General features: G+C 36.3%; 16 protein-coding genes. 14 read left to right on the top strand and 2 right to left on the bottom strand.

Annotated elements, in window-relative coordinates; genetic code table 11:
* Positions 1-61: 61 nt before the first annotated feature.
* The 3 genes from ccpA to AB3I72_RS01910 all read left to right on the top strand — a co-directional run bounded on the left by ccpA (position 62) and on the right by AB3I72_RS01910 (position 3055).
* On the top strand, positions 62-1063 hold the full coding sequence (gene ccpA, locus AB3I72_RS01920) for a catabolite control protein A (RefSeq protein ID WP_002357319.1): 1002 nt from the start codon (positions 62-64) through the stop codon (positions 1061-1063).
* A 206-nt stretch (positions 1064-1269) separates the two neighbouring features.
* Positions 1270-1962 (top strand): ATP-binding cassette domain-containing protein, encoded by a 693-nt coding sequence (locus AB3I72_RS01915; RefSeq protein WP_086280415.1) that lies wholly within the window; start codon positions 1270-1272, stop codon positions 1960-1962.
* Positions 1955-3055, top strand: a complete 1101-nt coding sequence (locus tag AB3I72_RS01910; protein WP_368023468.1) for an ABC transporter permease — start codon at positions 1955-1957, stop codon at positions 3053-3055. The genes AB3I72_RS01915 and AB3I72_RS01910 overlap by 8 nt, the downstream gene beginning before the upstream one ends.
* A gap of 185 nt (positions 3056-3240) precedes the next feature.
* Here the strand turns inward: AB3I72_RS01910 and AB3I72_RS01905 are convergent, their stop codons facing one another.
* Positions 3241-5655 carry a transglycosylase domain-containing protein gene (locus AB3I72_RS01905; RefSeq protein WP_368023466.1) on the bottom strand — a complete coding sequence of 805 codons (2415 nt, stop codon included), beginning with the start codon at positions 5653-5655 and terminating at the stop codon, positions 3241-3243.
* A gap of 184 nt (positions 5656-5839) precedes the next feature.
* Here AB3I72_RS01905 and tyrS point away from each other — a divergent pair, with 184 nt between their 5' ends.
* The 10 genes from tyrS to ybaK all read left to right on the top strand — a co-directional run bounded on the left by tyrS (position 5840) and on the right by ybaK (position 14891).
* Entirely contained in the window at positions 5840-7102 is a 1263-nt protein-coding gene (gene tyrS, locus AB3I72_RS01900) for a tyrosine--tRNA ligase (protein ID WP_002357324.1), read from the top strand.
* A gap of 4 nt (positions 7103-7106) precedes the next feature.
* A complete protein-coding gene (locus AB3I72_RS01895) occupies positions 7107-7286 on the top strand; it encodes a hypothetical protein (protein WP_002365741.1) in 180 nt (59 codons plus the stop codon).
* Positions 7283-7945, top strand: coding sequence for a YdeI/OmpD-associated family protein (locus AB3I72_RS01890; RefSeq protein ID WP_033625745.1), 663 nt, complete (start codon positions 7283-7285; stop codon positions 7943-7945). The genes AB3I72_RS01895 and AB3I72_RS01890 overlap by 4 nt, the downstream gene beginning before the upstream one ends.
* Positions 7945-8412 (top strand): DUF1801 domain-containing protein, encoded by a 468-nt coding sequence (locus tag AB3I72_RS01885; RefSeq protein ID WP_368023465.1) that lies wholly within the window; start codon positions 7945-7947, stop codon positions 8410-8412. The genes AB3I72_RS01890 and AB3I72_RS01885 overlap by 1 nt, the downstream gene beginning before the upstream one ends.
* A 10-nt stretch (positions 8413-8422) precedes the next feature.
* Positions 8423-9316, top strand: coding sequence for a deoxyribonuclease IV (locus tag AB3I72_RS01880; protein ID WP_002357396.1), 894 nt, complete (start codon positions 8423-8425; stop codon positions 9314-9316).
* Between the two features lie 193 nt (positions 9317-9509).
* Positions 9510-9728 (top strand): YneF family protein, encoded by a 219-nt coding sequence (locus AB3I72_RS01875; RefSeq protein ID WP_002357397.1) that lies wholly within the window; start codon positions 9510-9512, stop codon positions 9726-9728.
* Positions 9729-9926: 198 nt separating this feature from the next.
* On the top strand, positions 9927-11678 hold the full coding sequence (locus AB3I72_RS01870; protein ID WP_104806064.1) for an ABC transporter ATP-binding protein: 1752 nt from the start codon (positions 9927-9929) through the stop codon (positions 11676-11678).
* On the top strand, positions 11678-13462 hold the full coding sequence (locus AB3I72_RS01865) for an ABC transporter ATP-binding protein (protein WP_002374713.1): 1785 nt from the start codon (positions 11678-11680) through the stop codon (positions 13460-13462). Before AB3I72_RS01870 ends, AB3I72_RS01865 begins: the two co-directional genes overlap by 1 nt.
* Before the next feature lie 155 nt (positions 13463-13617).
* On the top strand, positions 13618-14379 hold the full coding sequence (gene aroD / locus AB3I72_RS01860) for a type I 3-dehydroquinate dehydratase (protein WP_368023512.1): 762 nt from the start codon (positions 13618-13620) through the stop codon (positions 14377-14379).
* Positions 14376-14891: a Cys-tRNA(Pro) deacylase gene (ybaK, locus tag AB3I72_RS01855; protein ID WP_002382387.1), complete on the top strand. Its 516-nt coding sequence runs from the start codon at positions 14376-14378 to the stop codon at positions 14889-14891. The genes aroD and ybaK overlap by 4 nt, the downstream gene beginning before the upstream one ends.
* A gap of 129 nt (positions 14892-15020) precedes the next feature.
* Here the strand turns inward: ybaK and AB3I72_RS01850 are convergent, their stop codons facing one another.
* Positions 15021-15428, bottom strand: a complete 408-nt coding sequence (locus AB3I72_RS01850; RefSeq protein ID WP_002357402.1) for a ribonuclease HI family protein — start codon at positions 15426-15428, stop codon at positions 15021-15023.
* A 100-nt stretch (positions 15429-15528) separates the two neighbouring features.
* Here AB3I72_RS01850 and AB3I72_RS01845 point away from each other — a divergent pair, with 100 nt between their 5' ends.
* Complete coding sequence (locus AB3I72_RS01845) at positions 15529-15990, top strand: EbsA family protein (RefSeq protein ID WP_010712512.1); 462 nt, start codon at positions 15529-15531, stop codon at positions 15988-15990.
* The last annotated feature ends 68 nt before the right edge of the window (positions 15991-16058 follow it).

Raw genomic sequence — 16058 nt, 5'->3', positions numbered from 1 at the left:
AAGAAATGTAAACAGTGTTTTCAGAAAATGAGAACAAATTCATATTTATAGGAGAAGAAACATGGAAAAACAAACAATTACAATTTATGATGTTGCTAGAGAGGCAAATGTATCTATGGCTACTGTTTCTCGTGTTGTCAATGGTAATCCCAATGTAAAACCAGCAACGCGTAAAAAAGTCTTAGAAGTGATTGATCGCTTAGATTACCGTCCTAACGCAGTCGCACGTGGTTTAGCAAGTAAAAAAACGACAACAGTGGGTGTCATTATTCCAGATGTTAGTAATGCATTTTTTGCTTCATTAGCTCGTGGCATTGACGACGTGGCTACAATGTATAAATATAATATCATTTTAGCTAATTCAGATGGAGACGATCAAAAAGAAGTTACTGTATTAAACAATTTACTTGCCAAGCAAGTAGATGGGATTATCTTTATGGGTCATCGCATTACAGATGATATTCGTGGTGAATTTTCACGTTCAAAAACACCTGTTGTCTTAGCAGGTTCAATTGATCCAGACGAACAAGTTGGTAGCGTTAATATTGATTACACAGAAGCAACCAAAGATGCAACAGCGACTTTAGCGAAAAATGGGAACAAAAAAATTGCTTTTGTTAGTGGTGCATTAATCGATCCAATTAATGGTCAAAACCGAATGAAAGGCTACAAAGAAGCTTTAGCGGAAAATGGCTTGTCTTATAATGAAGGCTTAGTTTTTGAATCTGAATATAAATTTAAAGCAGGCATTAATTTGGCTGAGCGTGTCCGTAATAGTGGGGCAACTGCTGCCTTTGTTACAGATGATGAGCTAGCGATTGGTTTATTAGATGGGATGCTAGATGCTGGTGTGAAAGTTCCAGAAGAATTTGAAATCATTACAAGCAATAACTCATTGCTTACAGAAGTCTCTCGTCCACGTCTATCAAGTATTACACAACCTTTATATGATATCGGTGCCGTGTCAATGCGTTTATTAACAAAACTAATGAACAAAGAAGAAATTGAAGAAAAAACAGTTGTTTTACCTTATGGAATTGATCAAAAAGGTTCAACAAAATAAGAGAAAATTCTATTAGAAATGCAAAAAAGCACAAGAAGAAATCATGAAAATGATTTCTTCTTGTGCTTTTTTTAATGAATTACTTCCTTGCATTCTGCTATTAATACACAGTAAGATCTAAAATTAAAATAAGATTAAGTTGATTAGAAAATCGGTCGGTAAAGCATTACTTATGGTGTCTTTAGATTAAAAAAAGAGGTGTTTCTGTGAAGGTAAAAGAATTAACTGTCGAGTATGGTAATAGAACAATTATAAAAAATTTATCTATGCAAGCTGAATTTGGTGAAATAATTGGCTTAGTTGCTCCTAATGGAACTGGAAAAACCACGTTCTTTAAAGCTATATCTGGTTTAATCCCTAGAAAAAATGGAAATATTAGTTTAAATAAGATTGATTACAATAGTAGAAGTGCAACGTATTTAAAAGAACTATTTTTTATTGAAAGTAGTAAAAATTTATATGATTATTTGACGCCGAAAGAACATCTTGAATATATTAAAGCCGCTTGGAAAAGTAGTAGCGATATAGAGCATATTTTTGAACAATTAAAGATGAAAGAATATCAAAATAGAACAATAAAAAAATTATCTCTCGGAATGAAACAACATGTATTATTAGCGATGTATTTAGCAAGTGATGCAACAATACTTTTGTTAGATGAACCTTTTAATGGCTTGGATCCTACTAGTGTTAGTTTATTCATAATGTGCTTAAAAGAAATAGTTTCCAAAGATAAAATAGTTATTTTATCTTCTCATGATTTGTATAATGTTGAACACACATGTACACGTATTTTATTTATGAAAAATAAAAAGTTGGTTGAGAATGATCAACGTAACCTTTCTTTACGTGAACAATATGATAACTTATATTTAAGAGGAGAAAAGAGAAATGCTTAAGATAGAAGCGATAAAAATATTGAAAGAGAAGAGTCTGTGGTTTGTGTTTGTAGCCTTTATTTTAATGTTAATTTATCCGTTGCTAGCTCAACCCCAACAACTTTCTTTTAAAGAAATGCAATATGAAAACCGAATCAAAAATAACGAACAAGCGAAAGAAAAAATGAAAAATGAGCCTGCAGCAAAAGAAACTTTAAATGAGATAGAAGATGAAAGTGAGCAATTAAGGAAAGCAATTAATGCCATCAAAATTGGTGATGAATGGGCTTTATTAGAAGCTGAGAAAAAATTGGAAGAAAGTAATTTAAATGCAATGTTAAAAGGAACGTTGTATAGTATACCAATTATTGAGCAACAAAAAAGAGTCAAAGAATTACAATATTTATCTGAAAACAGGATCAAACAAGTGGATTCTTCTGAAGTTGCTAAAATGCCTGCTTTGAATTACCTAGGTTTTCTTTTATCGATGGATTTTCCATACACATTATTATTAATTATCCCTAGTTTAATGATTATAGCGCTCGCAACTTTAGAAAAAAGAAAAAATACTGTTTCTTTATGGAATGGACTTCCCTTAAAACTATGGAAAAAATATTCTATTAAAATAAGTAGTATTTTGTTTACAGTCGGATTGGTTTCTTATCTGTCAATCTTTCTTTCTGTAATCAGTGCATTTTTCAAAAATGGTCTGGGAAACCCTGATTATCCAGTCGCGATTATTGAAAAGGGACAAAGTGTTACAATCATTTCGCTTTCTAACTATTTGTCGAGAAGCCTAATTATGTTTGGTATGCTGTTATTAGCATTGACAGTATTCAGTTTCTTGCTTTCACTGTTTACTGGAAATTTGATTGTTCATAGCTTGCTAATTGTTGGTGTGGTATTATCTTCAGGAGTTAGCCTGATTTCCAATAAATTTTTCTTTACATCTTATATGAATTTTCCCAAAATTATTAATGGAGGAAATGGGTATGAGCCGATGGATGAGATAAGTCTCACATTTGATTTTTCTTTAAAGATGATAGTTGTCTATGTATTAATAAGTTTAATAGTATCTGCTATTGTTTTGAGAAACAGAAAGGGATTATTTTAGTTAAAATAGGTTGATTGCTGCATATTATTTCATTAAATGTAGGAGCTATTTTTGAATAGCTCGAGCTAGTATCGATGGTAAAGAATAAGAGAAGCAATAAAAGTAGAGACATAATTCATCAATTGATGGATTACGTCTCTACTTTTTTACATAATTTTGGTTGCAAGCTTAACTTACCAAATTCTTTAGTTGTTCTTTTTATTATCGTTGTTTTTATTGTTATTGTTGTTGTTATTGGTAGTGGTAGTGGCACGTGGAGCAAGATTTCCCCAGTAAGAAGCGTAATTGCTGTCTGTTCCACCGATCCCAAATTTATAGGTACTTTGTGGTGCACCATCTTTGGCATAGTATGAAGTCGTTGTTTTGCCAGGTGTGTTGAACTTGGCACCATTATAGGTAATTGAGCCAGGTTTTTCACCAGTAAATTCAGAAACTTTTGATTTAATAACGCTTGGATCTAATTCAAATTTTTGACCAATGCCAAACAATTCTGGATTCGCATAGTACAGCGCGTTGGCTAAGTTCGCCATATAATTCCCGTTATTGTCGCCGCTTGTCATTGTCATTGGTGCTGGTAAATCATGTCCCGCCCAGGAACTTAGTGTCACGGTTGGGGTAGAGACAATTAGCCATGAATCTTTATAGTCATCAGTCGTCCCAGTTTTTCCGACCCAATCGGCACTAGCTAAATGAGGATTCAAGCCAGCTAACGTTGGTTTGAATTTTGTCGTATTCGCAGAATCCACCACTGAACGCAACAAGTCATTCATAATAGAAGCGGTCGCCGGTGAATAAACTTGCGTTCCTTCATCTTTGTGTTCGTAGACTACATGCCCGCTATTGTCTGTAATTTTTTCAATCATGTAGGCTTTTTGATATTTACCTTTGTTAGCAAGCGCTTGGAAACCGTTTGTTTGAGTTACAACATTTGTTTCTACTGGACCCAATGGCGCAGATTCGTAAGCCCAAGCATCTGAAGCTGGATAGTTCATTTTACTTAAGTAGTGATTGTAAGAAAAATTATCATCACCCATTTTTTTCCTTAGCTCATTATTAACATGAACGACAGGGATATTGAAAGACCAATTCAAGGCATTCCGAACAGTCACGAATTGATTTAAATCCACAGTTGTTGAGTTAACAAATTCACGACCATCAGCATAAGTCGTTGGGTAGTTGGCCAGACGACTTTCAGAACCAATGAGTCCTTGATCAATCGCAGGACCATAGACAGAAATTGGTTTAATCGTAGAACCAACTTGACGATCGGCATTAAAGGCATGGTTGTTTTGATTTATATCGAAGTTTCTGCCGCCGATAAAACCAAGGATACGACCAGTAGCGTTATCCATTAAAATATTGCCAGTTTCAATCATTGTATTCCCATTGACATCTGCAGTGCCATCATCAAGCAAATAACCATAATTTGCGACAGCGGTTTGCATCGTGTTGTAAATATTCTGATCAATGGTCGATTGGATTGTATAGCCTTGCGACTGGATTTCGCGACGTGCTTGTTCTTCATATTGATCTAAACCAACTTGATCTAAATCATCACGATTAACTTTAGCTTTTTTCATATCTAAATCCATGACAATCTCAACTGCTTTATCTAACACCGTGTAGTATAGATAGCCTTCTGTATTGACATTGGCCTGCTCTGTTGGTAAAAAGTCTTTTTTCAAGTCGTAGGCTTTGGCTTCTTCATATTCCTTTTGTGAAATAGCTTTTTCTCGGTACATACTGAAAAGAACAAAATCTTTTCTCTTCATTCCTAAAGACAAATCGTCTTTCAAGGCACCAGTGTTAGTATAGGGCGTGTAAACAATGGGACTTTGGGGAAGTCCTGCGATAAAGGCCGCTTGAGGAAGATTCAAGTCCTTGGCACTTTTACCAAAGAGTCCTTTGGCCGCTTCTTCCACGCCTGCAATATTTTCACCTTTGTTATTACGACCAAAAGGGGAGACATTTAGATAAGTTGTCACGATTTCGTCCTTAGAAAAGTATTTTTCAATACGTAAAGCTAATAAAATTTCGTTGGCTTTCCGTTTAAAAGTCGTTTCGTCAGTTAAAATCTGTTGCTTGACCAATTGCTGAGTCAATGTTGAACCACCAGAAGAACCGCCGATACCTGTCGCATCAGAAATTAACGCTCGAACTAGCGCTTTTGGTACCACCCCATGATGTTCTTCAAAATATTCATCTTCTGTTGAAATAATGGCTTTTTTTAGCAATGGAGACATTTGATCGCCATTAATTCGTGTCCGAATTAAATCTGATTTGATGTTAGCAATCGGAGTACCATCTGCGTAAGTCATTTTTGACACTTCGGTAATATCACTGATTTCTTTTTGCAATTCTTCCTTCGTTGGGGGCTGTGTATCTTCAACTAGAAAAGCAAAATAGCCCATTCCGATACCTAAGCCAAGAGAGCCACCTAAGACAATCAGAATAACCCCAAAAACCACTAATGACTGAAAAACGCGAATAATGACATTTAAAATAAGTAAAAAGACATTGCCGCCAGAAGAGGTCTTTGGTTTTTGCTTATTGTTACTTGAATTATTTTTCAAAAGCTTCACCTCAATAAAATGATACATTCTGTGTTATTATAGCAAAAAAAAGCTTCTATGAATAGTTTCTACACCAATTGCCATTTTTTGTTGAAAAAACTTAAGAGAAAATAGGTAAATCTCATTTTTTGACTTTTCAAGTGTGACAGAATCGGTTACTATGAATAGGGGAATTTGATCTATTATTATGTTTTACTATAGGAGGAAAATCATGAATTCAGCTTTTTTTGAAGAATTAAAAGCCCGTGGGTTGGTCTACCAAGTCACAGATGAAGAAGCCTTACAAAAACAATTAAATGAAGAATCTGTTAAATTATATATCGGCTTTGATCCAACGGCAGACAGTTTACACATCGGGCATCTACTGCCAATTCTTATGTTACGTCGTTTCCAACAAAATGGTCATGTGCCCATTGCTTTAGTTGGTGGCGGAACAGGCATGATTGGTGATCCATCATTCAAAGATGCAGAACGTAGTTTAAACACACTTGATACAGTGAAAGCTTGGTCTGAAAGTATTAAGGGCCAGTTGTCACGTTTTATCGATTTTGAAGATGAAAAAAATCCAGCGATTCTAGCAAATAACTATGATTGGCTTGGAGAGCTTTCGTTAATTGATTTCTTACGTGATGTTGGAAAAAACTTTACAATTAACTATATGATGAGTAAAGAAAGCGTGAAACGCCGAATCGAAACAGGAATTTCTTATACTGAATTTGCGTATCAATTATTACAAGCGTATGATTTCTTGAAATTGTACGAAACAGAAGGCTGTTTATTGCAATTAGGCGGCAGTGATCAATGGGGAAACATTACTTCAGGGATTGAATTATTACGCCGAGAACAAGAAGTTCAAGGATTTGGCTTAACCATGCCTTTAATTACAAAAGCAGATGGTACCAAATTTGGTAAAACAGAAGGAAACGCAGTTTGGCTAGATGCTGAAAAAACTTCGCCATATGAATTTTATCAATTCTGGATTAACACAGATGATCGTGATGTCGTGAAATTCTTGAAATACTTTACTTTCTTAACATTGGATGAAATTGCAACAATTGAAGAAGAATTTACAGCGAACCCAGGTCAACGTGCTGCGCAAAAAGCGTTAGCCAAAGAAGTGACTACTTTAGTCCACGGTGAAGCAGCCTATCATCAAGCGGTTAAAATTTCAGAAGCTTTATTCAGCGGAGATATCCAAAGCTTAACAGCAGAAGAAATTAAACAAGGCTTTAAAGATGTACCAACGTACGAGGTGCAACCAGAGGATCAATTAAGTTTAGTCGACTTATTAGTTACCTCAAAAATAGAACCATCCAAACGTCAAGCCCGTGAAGATGTTCAAAATGGAGCGATTTACGTCAATGGAGAACGTAGACAAGATTTAGCAGCTGAATTGACAGAAACTGATAAAATCGAAGGACAATTTACTGTGATTCGTCGCGGGAAGAAAAAATATTTCTTGTTAAAATACTAAAAAAATGAAAGCTTGGGACGAAGGTCGTTTAGACAACAGGTTCCAAGCTTTCGCTTTTAAAAAAGATAAATTGGGATTAATTCTGTTACAAAAAACTCTTTTTTACTATTGGGCATATTCAATTACAGATAACTTGTGCTATGCTAGAATAAAAAGTGCAGTCGCTATAAGGAGTAGGTTATGAAATCAATTGTCGAAAAGTTAAACTTAACGAAGTATCAGCAACTAGTTATTTTAAATAGACCACAGGGAGAGTATCTATCTGAATTTGCTTCAGCCGCGCAGCAATTACCCTCAGAACCAGTTGAGCTGATTTTTGCATTTGTGAAAACGATGGCGGAATTTCAAGAGATTGTTTCAATGGTGATTGAAGGTCAACATTTAGTAGAAAATGGGTTGTTATATGTGGCTTATCCGAAAAAAGGCAATAAAATCTATCCAACCTTTGTCCACCGAGATGAAATTTTTCCAACATTACAAGTAAACGAGGCAGATGGGTATATTAAAGGCTCAACCTTAAAATTTAATCGCATGGTTAGTTTAGATGAGACTTTTACGGTTGTCGGCATGAAGAATGTTCTTAAAAAGCCAGCGAAGAATCAGACCAGTTCTGCTGTTGGGGATTATGTTCAATATTTACCAGAAATTGAAGCGTTGGTACAAACAGAACCAGCTGCTGCAGCGACATTCGCTGCATTAACGCCTGGTTATCAAAAAGAGTGGGCGCGGTATGTATTTAGTGCAAAGCGAGCGGAGACACGGAAAAAGCGGCAAACTGAAATGTTAGTCATTTTAAAAGAAGGCTATAAAACCAAAGCTCTTTATCAGCAAAGGAAGAAATAATGGCGCAGTCAATTGAAACAGTTACAGCATATATCGAAACAGTTGAACCAAACTGGCGAATTGCTTATCAGCAAGTATTAGATGTCGTTTCGCAAAATTTGCCAGCAGGATTTGAATTAACAATGCAATATGGCATGCCAACCTTTGTTGTACCGCTTTCAGTATTTCCAGAAGGCTATCTCAACCGTAGTGATGAACCGTTACCATTTATCAGTTTAGGCGCTACTAAAAGGCAAGTAGCTTTATATCACATGGGATTAATGGGAAATGAAGCCGTCCGAAGTTGGTTTCAAGAAGCCTATCAGGAACAAGTGTCAACAAAGCTAAACATGGGGAAAAGTTGTTTTCGCTTCACTAATCCTAAGCGAATACCCTATGAACTAATTGGCGAATTAGTAACAAAAATCACGCTAGAAGAATGGCTGCAACAGTATCAACACCACCAAAAGAAAAAGAAAAATTATTAGGAGGAACCACATGTTATTAGGATCACACGTTAGTATGAGTGGCAAGAAAATGCTATTAGGCTCTGCCGAGGAAGCGGCTAGTTATGGCTCAACAACCTTTATGATTTATACAGGTGCGCCACAAAACACGCGCCGGAAACCGATTGAAGAAATGAATATTGAAGCTGGGCAAGCGTTTATGAAGGAACACAATTTAAGTAATATCGTCGTTCATGCCCCGTATATTATTAATTTAGGTAATACAATTAAAACGGAAAATTTCGGTTTTGCCGTAGACTTTTTGCGACAAGAAATTGAGCGAGCACAAGCGTTGGGAGCAACGCAAATCACGTTACACCCAGGTGCGCATGTTGGCGCAGGTCCAGAAGCCGGCATCAAACAAATTGTTAAAGGTCTAAATGAAGTCTTGTGGAAAGAGCAAATCCCTCAAATCGCTTTAGAAACAATGGCTGGTAAAGGAACCGAAATCGGCCGTACGTTTGATGAACTAGCTGCAATTATTGACGGAGTTACGCTAAATGATAAACTTTCTGTCACTCTGGATACTTGCCACATTAATGATGCAGGTTATAATGTAAAAGATGATTTTGATGGCGTATTAGTTGAATTTGATAAAATTATCGGATTGGATCGTTTAAAAGTTATTCATGTGAATGATTCTAAAAATCCTATGGGCTCACATAAAGATCGTCATGCCAATATTGGTTTTGGCACTATTGGTTTTGAAGCTTTGAACGGTGTGGTTCACCATGAAAAATTAACTGCTTTACCAAAAATTTTAGAAACACCTTATGTCGGAGAAGACAAAAAAAATAAAAAGGCCCCTTACGGCTTTGAAATTGCGATGTTAAAAAATCAAACATTTGATCCAGAATTATTAGAAAAAATTCAAGGACAAAACTAAAGCAACAATCGCTCTTAAAGGTCCTATTGACATTTAAGAGCGTATATTTTTGACTTTTAATCACTATTTTGCAAAAAAATCAGACTTTTTTCATTATTTAAGAGAAATCCCGCAAAAAGAACTTTTCTTTTTTTGCTATTTCTAGTAAAATAATTCATTGAGAGCAAAACTATACGGAGAGGAGAGAGTTTCAATGGCAACAGGTTGGGTAGTATTAATCGCAGTAATCGCTTTATTAGTAGGCGCTGCAGGGGGCTTTTTCCTTGCACGCAAATATATGCAAGATTATTTCAAAAAAAATCCTCCCGTTAATGAGGATATGTTACGCATGATGATGGCATCAATGGGTCAAAAACCGTCAGAGAAAAAGGTTAGACAAATGATGCAACAAATGAAAAACCAAGGAAAATAGTAAAGGTTATTCAGGTAATCATGAATAAGTGTAAAAACGGGCTGATTTTCAGTCCGTTTTTTTGTTGTTTTGCGGGAGAATAGGATAATCTAGGAGGAAAAGAGCGAGACGTTTAATCAAAAACAACACAATAACGAAGAAACCTTCTAGCTCGAAAGTAGTCTTCGTAGAACAACAAAGTAAAGGAGGGACAACTGAATGTCCATATTCAAAAAATTAGGCTGGTTTTTTAAGCAAGAGAAAAAAAGTTATATTATTGGGGTTTTCTCATTAATGATGGTCGCTCTTGTTCAATTAGTCCCGCCCAAAGTTATTGGCGTCGTTGTAGATGAAATCGTTAACAAAGAAATTCGCTTAACGAAAATTATCGTGTGGGTTGCACTCTTGGTTGGTGCTGGGCTTGCCCAATATCTTTTTCGCTATATTTGGCGGATGCATATTTGGGGGAGTGCCGCTCGTTTGGAAAAAGAGCTACGGACTCAATTATTTCATCATTTCACAAAAATGGATAGCATCTTTTATCAGAAATATCGGACAGGTGACTTGATGGCGCATGCAACCAATGATTTAAATGCCATCCAAAATGTGGCTGGAGCTGGGATTTTAACGTTTGCTGACTCTGTGATTACGGGAGGAACAACGATTATCGCAATGGTTCTATTTGTTGATTGGCGCTTAACATTAATTGCTTTATTACCGCTGCCTTTATTAGCGGTCACCTCACGAGTTCTAGGTTCTAAGTTGCATGATGCCTTTCGAGATTCACAAGCTGCTTTTTCAGCGATTAATGATAAAACACAAGAAAGTATCACTGGAATTAAAGTCATTAAAACATTTGGGCAAGAAAAAGAAGATCTTGCTGATTTTACAGAGAAAATTGATGATGCTATCGTCAAAAATAAACGAACGAACTTTTTAGATGCACTGTTTGATCCGTTTATTACGCTGATTATTGGTGTTTCTTATGTTTTGACAATTATTATTGGTGGTCGTTTCATCATGGAAGGAACGATTAGTTTAGGTCAGTTGGTCTCTTTCATTGCCTATATTGGGATGCTAGTTTGGCCAATGTTTGCGATTGGGCGCTTATTTAATGTGTTAGAACGTGGGAATGCTAGTTACGATCGTGTGAACGAATTATTACATGAAAAAACGCATATTATCGAACGAAAAGATGCCATCAAAACAATGGCGCAAGGGACAATTTCAATGAAGATTGATTCTTTTTCTTATCCAAAAGAAGAGACGGTGGCGTTGGAAAATATCCAATTTTCGTTGCAAGAAGGAGAAACCTTGGGGATTGTTGGCAAAACAGGCGCTGGTAAAACCACTATTTTGAAATTGTTGATGCGTGAATATGACCAATACCAAGGAACGATTTTCTTTGGAAAACATAACATTAAAAATTACACATTAGATGCATTGATGGGTGCAATGGGGTACGTGCCACAGGACCATTTTCTCTTTTCCATGACGGTACGAGATAACATTCGTTTTGCTAAACCACACTTGGAACAAGCAGCAGTTGAACAAGCGGCAGCATTAGCATTTATTAACCAAGAAATTAAAGCATTCCCTGAAGGCTATGACACAATGGTTGGGGAACGTGGCGTTTCGCTTTCTGGAGGACAAAAACAACGGATTTCTATTGCACGGGCCTTGATTGTTGAACCAGAATTGTTAATTTTAGACGATGCCTTATCTGCAGTCGATGCGAAGACTGAAGAGGCGATTTTATCAAATCTAAAAGAAACGCGCCAAGAAAAAACCACTATCATTACAGCGCATCGTTTAAGTAGTGTCATGCATGCCAAAGAAATCCTAGTGTTGGATGAAGGGAAAATTATTGAACGGGGGACGCATCAAGAGTTACTGGCTCAGAAGGGTTGGTATCAGCGGATGTGGGAAAAACAGCAATTAGAAGCGAAAATTGAAGGGAGTGAAAGTTAATGGAAGAAAAGTATCAATCCGAATGGTCCAGAGAGTTACCGCTGAAAGAACAATTAACGATTGTTCAGCGTTTGTTTCGTTTTGCCAAACCGTTTCGACGCATGTTTTACACAGCTATTCTCTTTGCATTTGGCTTATCAATTATCAATATTCTTTTGCCTAGAGTCATTCAAGTTTTTATGGATAATTATTTAACGCCTAAAACTGCTACAATGCAAGTGATTCTAACTTTTGCTGCTATTTATTTTTTTGGTGTCATTGTCAAAAGTATTGTTTGGTTTTTCCAATGGTATTTGTATTCGATGGCTTCTTTAAAAACGTATCAATATATACGAGTGAAATTATTTGAAAAATTACACACTTTAGGTATGCGTTATTTTGATCAAACACCAGCGGGTTCGACGGTGTCTCGTGTTACAAATGACACAGAAACATTGTTTGAATTCTGGTATGTATTCTTAATGGTGATTACAGGAATTTTTGCCGTAATCTCGTCATTTTTTGCAATGTTTCAACTCAGTCCAGAAATCTCATTTTATTGTCTAATTTTCTTGCCAATTTTATTAGTTGTGATTTGGTATTACCAAAAATTTAGTTCAAAATTATATCGCAGTATGCGGGAAAAATTAAGTCAATTAAACACCAAACTAAATGAATACATCTCTGGTATGCAAATCATTCAACAATTTCGCCAAGAAAAGCGGTTGGAAAAAGAATTTGAGGAAACCAATGATGATTATTTAAAAACACGAGTAGCAATGATTCGTATGAATTCATTATTATTAAGTCCCATCATTAATTTGTTGTATACATTGGCGATTGCATTGGCCTTAACTATGTTTGGCATCGATGCTTTACATTCACCTGTTGAAGCGGGGATGATTTATGCTTTTGTAACGTATGTCCAAGCTTTTTTTAATCCGATGACACAAATGATGGACTTCCTAAGTATCTTTACAGATGGGATTGTCGCAGGTAGCCGTATTTTAAAAATTATGGATACGGAAGAATTAACGCCGCAACAATCAGTAGGAGCGAATGGGGAAATTATTCGCGGGAAAATTGAATTTCGCAATGTTACTTTTTCTTATGACGGCAAAAACGAAGTATTGAAAAATATTAGCTTTGTCGCAAATCCCGGGGAAACCGTCGCTTTAGTCGGTCATACAGGAAGTGGTAAAAGTTCAATTATTAATGTACTCATGCGTTTCTATGAATTTTATGAAGGGCAGATTTTAATTGATGATCGTGACATTCGTGATTTTCCCATGACAGAATTACGGGAAAAGATGGGCTTAGTATTACAGGACGCTTTCATGTTTTATGGAGATATTGCTGGAAATATCCGTTTACTGAATCCCAATATTACAGATGAACAAATTAAACAGGCAGCGGAATTTGTTCAGGCGGATAAATTTATTCACACGTTACCCAATACCTATCATGCGAAAGTCATTGAACGAGGAGCGAGTTATTCTAGCGGACAACGTCAATTAATTTCGTTTGCACGAACGATTGTGACTGATCCCAAAATTTTAGTTTTAGATGAAGCAACCGCTAATATTGATACAGAAACAGAAGGATTGATTCAAGAAGGATTAGCCAAAATGCGTCAAGGGAGAACGACAATTGCGATTGCGCATCGCCTTTCGACGATTCGTGATGCAAACTTGATTTTAGTTTTAGACAAAGGGCAGATTGTAGAACGAGGAACGCACGAAACGTTACTGGCAGAAGGTGGCCTTTATGCGGATATGTATCAGTTACAAAGTACGGAAGTTTAACGTAACAACAGAAAGAGTTAAATAACCTAAACAAAGGCATTTAGTGTTAGGAAATTCCTAATTCTAGGTGTCTTTGTAGCTCTTTAAATTGCAAAAAAGAATAGAAATGGTATGATATGAAGAGAGAAAAACAAACGAGGAAGTTAGGTGGAACTGTGAAGCCAGTTATAGTCAAAAATGTGCGAATAGGTGAAGGGAATCCCAAAATTGTGGTGCCCATTGTTGCTTCAACAGCCGAGGATATTTTGGCCGAAGCAACGGCGAGCCAAACACTAGATTGTGATTTGGTGGAATGGCGTTTAGACTATTATGAAAATGTCGCTGATTTTTCCGATGTATGTAATCTTTCACAACAAGTAATGGAACGGTTGGGGCAAAAACCGTTATTGTTAACTTTTCGTACACAAAAAGAAGGCGGCGAAATGGCTTTTTCTGAGGAAAATTATTTTGCTTTGTATCATGAATTAGTGAAAAAGGGTGCGTTGGATTTATTAGATATTGAATTATTTGCGAATCCGCTGGCGGCAGATACGTTAATTCACGAAGCTAAAAAGGCGGGGATTAAAATTGTTCTCTGTAATCACGACTTTCAGAAAACACCGTCGCAAGAGGAGATTGTCGCGCGGTTACGCCAAATGCAAATGCGTCAGGCGGATATTTGTAAAATAGCTGTGATGCCACAAGATGCGACAGATGTACTTACGTTACTTTCAGCAACCAATGAAATGTACACCCATTATGCATCCGTCCCAATCGTTACTATGTCAATGGGACAGTTAGGGATGATTAGTCGCGTAACAGGTCAACTGTTCGGATCGGCACTAACTTTTGGCTCAGCCCAGCAAGCGTCTGCACCAGGCCAACTATCCGTACAAGTATTAAGAAATTATTTAAAAACATTCGAACAAAACAAGTGATTCAGAAGGTGAAAAAAGTGGCAAAGAAAAAAACACAACAAAAAACGAATGCGATGCGCATGGTAGAACAACATAAAGTACCATATAAAGAATATGAATTCGCTTGGAGTGAAGATCATTTAAGTGCAGAAAGTGTCGCTGAAAGTTTAGGTATTGAAAAAGGACGAATTTTTAAAACCTTGGTTACAGTAGGTAATAAAACAGGTCCAGTCGTGGCTGTCATTCCTGGTAATCAAGAATTAGATTTGAAAAAATTAGCGAAAGCTAGTGGCAACAAAAAGGTAGAGATGCTTCACTTAAAAGATTTAGAAGCAACCACAGGCTATATTCGTGGTGGCTGTTCACCAATTGGGATGAAAAAACAATTTCCCACCTATTTGGCTGAAGAAGCTCAACAATATTCTGCAATTATTGTTTCTGCAGGCAAACGTGGCATGCAAATTGAATTAGCGCCTGAAGCAATCCTTTCGCTAACCAATGGGCAATTTGCGGAAATAACAACAAAAGAATAAGTGTCTATAAGAAGGAGTCGAGACAGAACTGTTTATCTGTTTTTAAACGTGGAACAAAAATCACTAGGGATTTTTGCTCCACGTGTTTAATTATCAAATTAATAAAGGAAAAGCATTAAGTAAACAGTGCTACTTTTTATTGGGATAAAATTTTTGTAATGCTTGCCGTGCGAGCATATCGGCCGCTTTGTTTTGACTTTCAGGTAGCCATTTGATTAAGAGTAAAGGAAAATTCTTTTCTAGTTGTTGATATTCTGCTAAATAAGGCTGGTACTTTTCATTTTTAGCATAGTTTTTTTCAATTGTTTGGACAACAATTTTACTATCTGAGTGGAGAAGAACGGTTTGTTGATTGTCTTCATTGGCAATCGCTTGTTTTAAAGCTTCAATCAGCACTTTAAATTCGGCTTCGTGATTACTAACAATGCCTAAAGGCACATGCAATTGTTGCCGCGATTGGTCGGTGAGGTAAACGATACCGCCGCCAGATTCACCTGGATTGCCTTTTGTTGCAGCATCTACATAAATTCTTAACATAAAATTACTCCTAATTTCTTTTTGTTCTTAAAAAAAGTATGTTACTATTATAACATATTTAAATTTAGCGGCGTTGATCCAGAAGTAGTGAGGGCACTTTATGAAAAAACAGAAATTCTATTGGCAGCCAGAATTAGCATCAACAATTATTTACTGGTCTTGCACATTTTGTATATTATTTATTAGTTTAATTTTAGCATTGGAAAATAATGGTCCTTACTTGATTAGTAATCTGGTGATGGTTCCATTTTTTGTGTTTGCTTATCTAGGAATTGCGCGGTCTTTTAACCTGACAGAAACATCTTTAATTGTTAGAGATGTTTTATGGTTTCGTAAAAAAGCACTTCCGCTTTCTCAGATAGAAAAAGTAACCTACAATGAAAAAAGCATCGAAATTTTTTCCTCAGAATTTAAGGAAGGCTCAAAAGTCTTTTTAATGAAAAAGAAAACGATTCCGTTATTTCTTGAGGCACTTAAGATAAAAAAGCCTGAATTGAAGGTGGCAGAAGATCATTCTTTGGGCCTTCATAAAAAAGAAGAAAAAAACAAGAGTGAGTCATAAGTCGAAACGACTGGTGACCCACTCTCAAAATCTTAAAATAATCAGCTGAAACAAACGCTACGTTTACT

It is taken from the genome of Enterococcus sp. GC34 (genome assembly GCF_040886645.1).
GTDB classification, from domain to species: domain Bacteria; phylum Bacillota; class Bacilli; order Lactobacillales; family Enterococcaceae; genus Enterococcus; species Enterococcus faecalis.
The sequence above is the reverse complement of the archived record's forward strand: the minus strand, read 5'-3'. Positions and strand labels throughout refer to the sequence as shown.

Excerpts from the sequence above, each read along its gene's own strand:
- AB3I72_RS01850 (WP_002357402.1), bottom strand. The coding sequence starts at position 15,428 with ATGTTAAGAATTTATGTAGATGCTGCAACAAAAGGCAATCCAGGTGAA.
- AB3I72_RS01890 (WP_033625745.1), top strand. The coding sequence starts at position 7,283 with ATGAAATCAATTGTCGAAAAGTTAAACTTAACGAAGTATCAGCAACTA.
- AB3I72_RS01865 (WP_002374713.1), top strand. The coding sequence starts at position 11,678 with ATGGAAGAAAAGTATCAATCCGAATGGTCCAGAGAGTTACCGCTGAAA.
- AB3I72_RS01870 (WP_104806064.1), top strand. The coding sequence starts at position 9,927 with ATGTCCATATTCAAAAAATTAGGCTGGTTTTTTAAGCAAGAGAAAAAA.
- AB3I72_RS01885 (WP_368023465.1), top strand. The coding sequence starts at position 7,945 with ATGGCGCAGTCAATTGAAACAGTTACAGCATATATCGAAACAGTTGAA.
- AB3I72_RS01845 (WP_010712512.1), top strand. The coding sequence starts at position 15,529 with ATGAAAAAACAGAAATTCTATTGGCAGCCAGAATTAGCATCAACAATT.
- tyrS (WP_002357324.1), top strand. The coding sequence starts at position 5,840 with ATGAATTCAGCTTTTTTTGAAGAATTAAAAGCCCGTGGGTTGGTCTAC.
- AB3I72_RS01895 (WP_002365741.1), top strand. The coding sequence starts at position 7,107 with ATGAAAGCTTGGGACGAAGGTCGTTTAGACAACAGGTTCCAAGCTTTC.
- AB3I72_RS01905 (WP_368023466.1), bottom strand. The coding sequence starts at position 5,655 with ATGTATCATTTTATTGAGGTGAAGCTTTTGAAAAATAATTCAAGTAAC.
- AB3I72_RS01880 (WP_002357396.1), top strand. The coding sequence starts at position 8,423 with ATGTTATTAGGATCACACGTTAGTATGAGTGGCAAGAAAATGCTATTA.
- ccpA (WP_002357319.1), top strand. The coding sequence starts at position 62 with ATGGAAAAACAAACAATTACAATTTATGATGTTGCTAGAGAGGCAAAT.
- AB3I72_RS01875 (WP_002357397.1), top strand. The coding sequence starts at position 9,510 with ATGGCAACAGGTTGGGTAGTATTAATCGCAGTAATCGCTTTATTAGTA.
- AB3I72_RS01910 (WP_368023468.1), top strand. The coding sequence starts at position 1,955 with ATGCTTAAGATAGAAGCGATAAAAATATTGAAAGAGAAGAGTCTGTGG.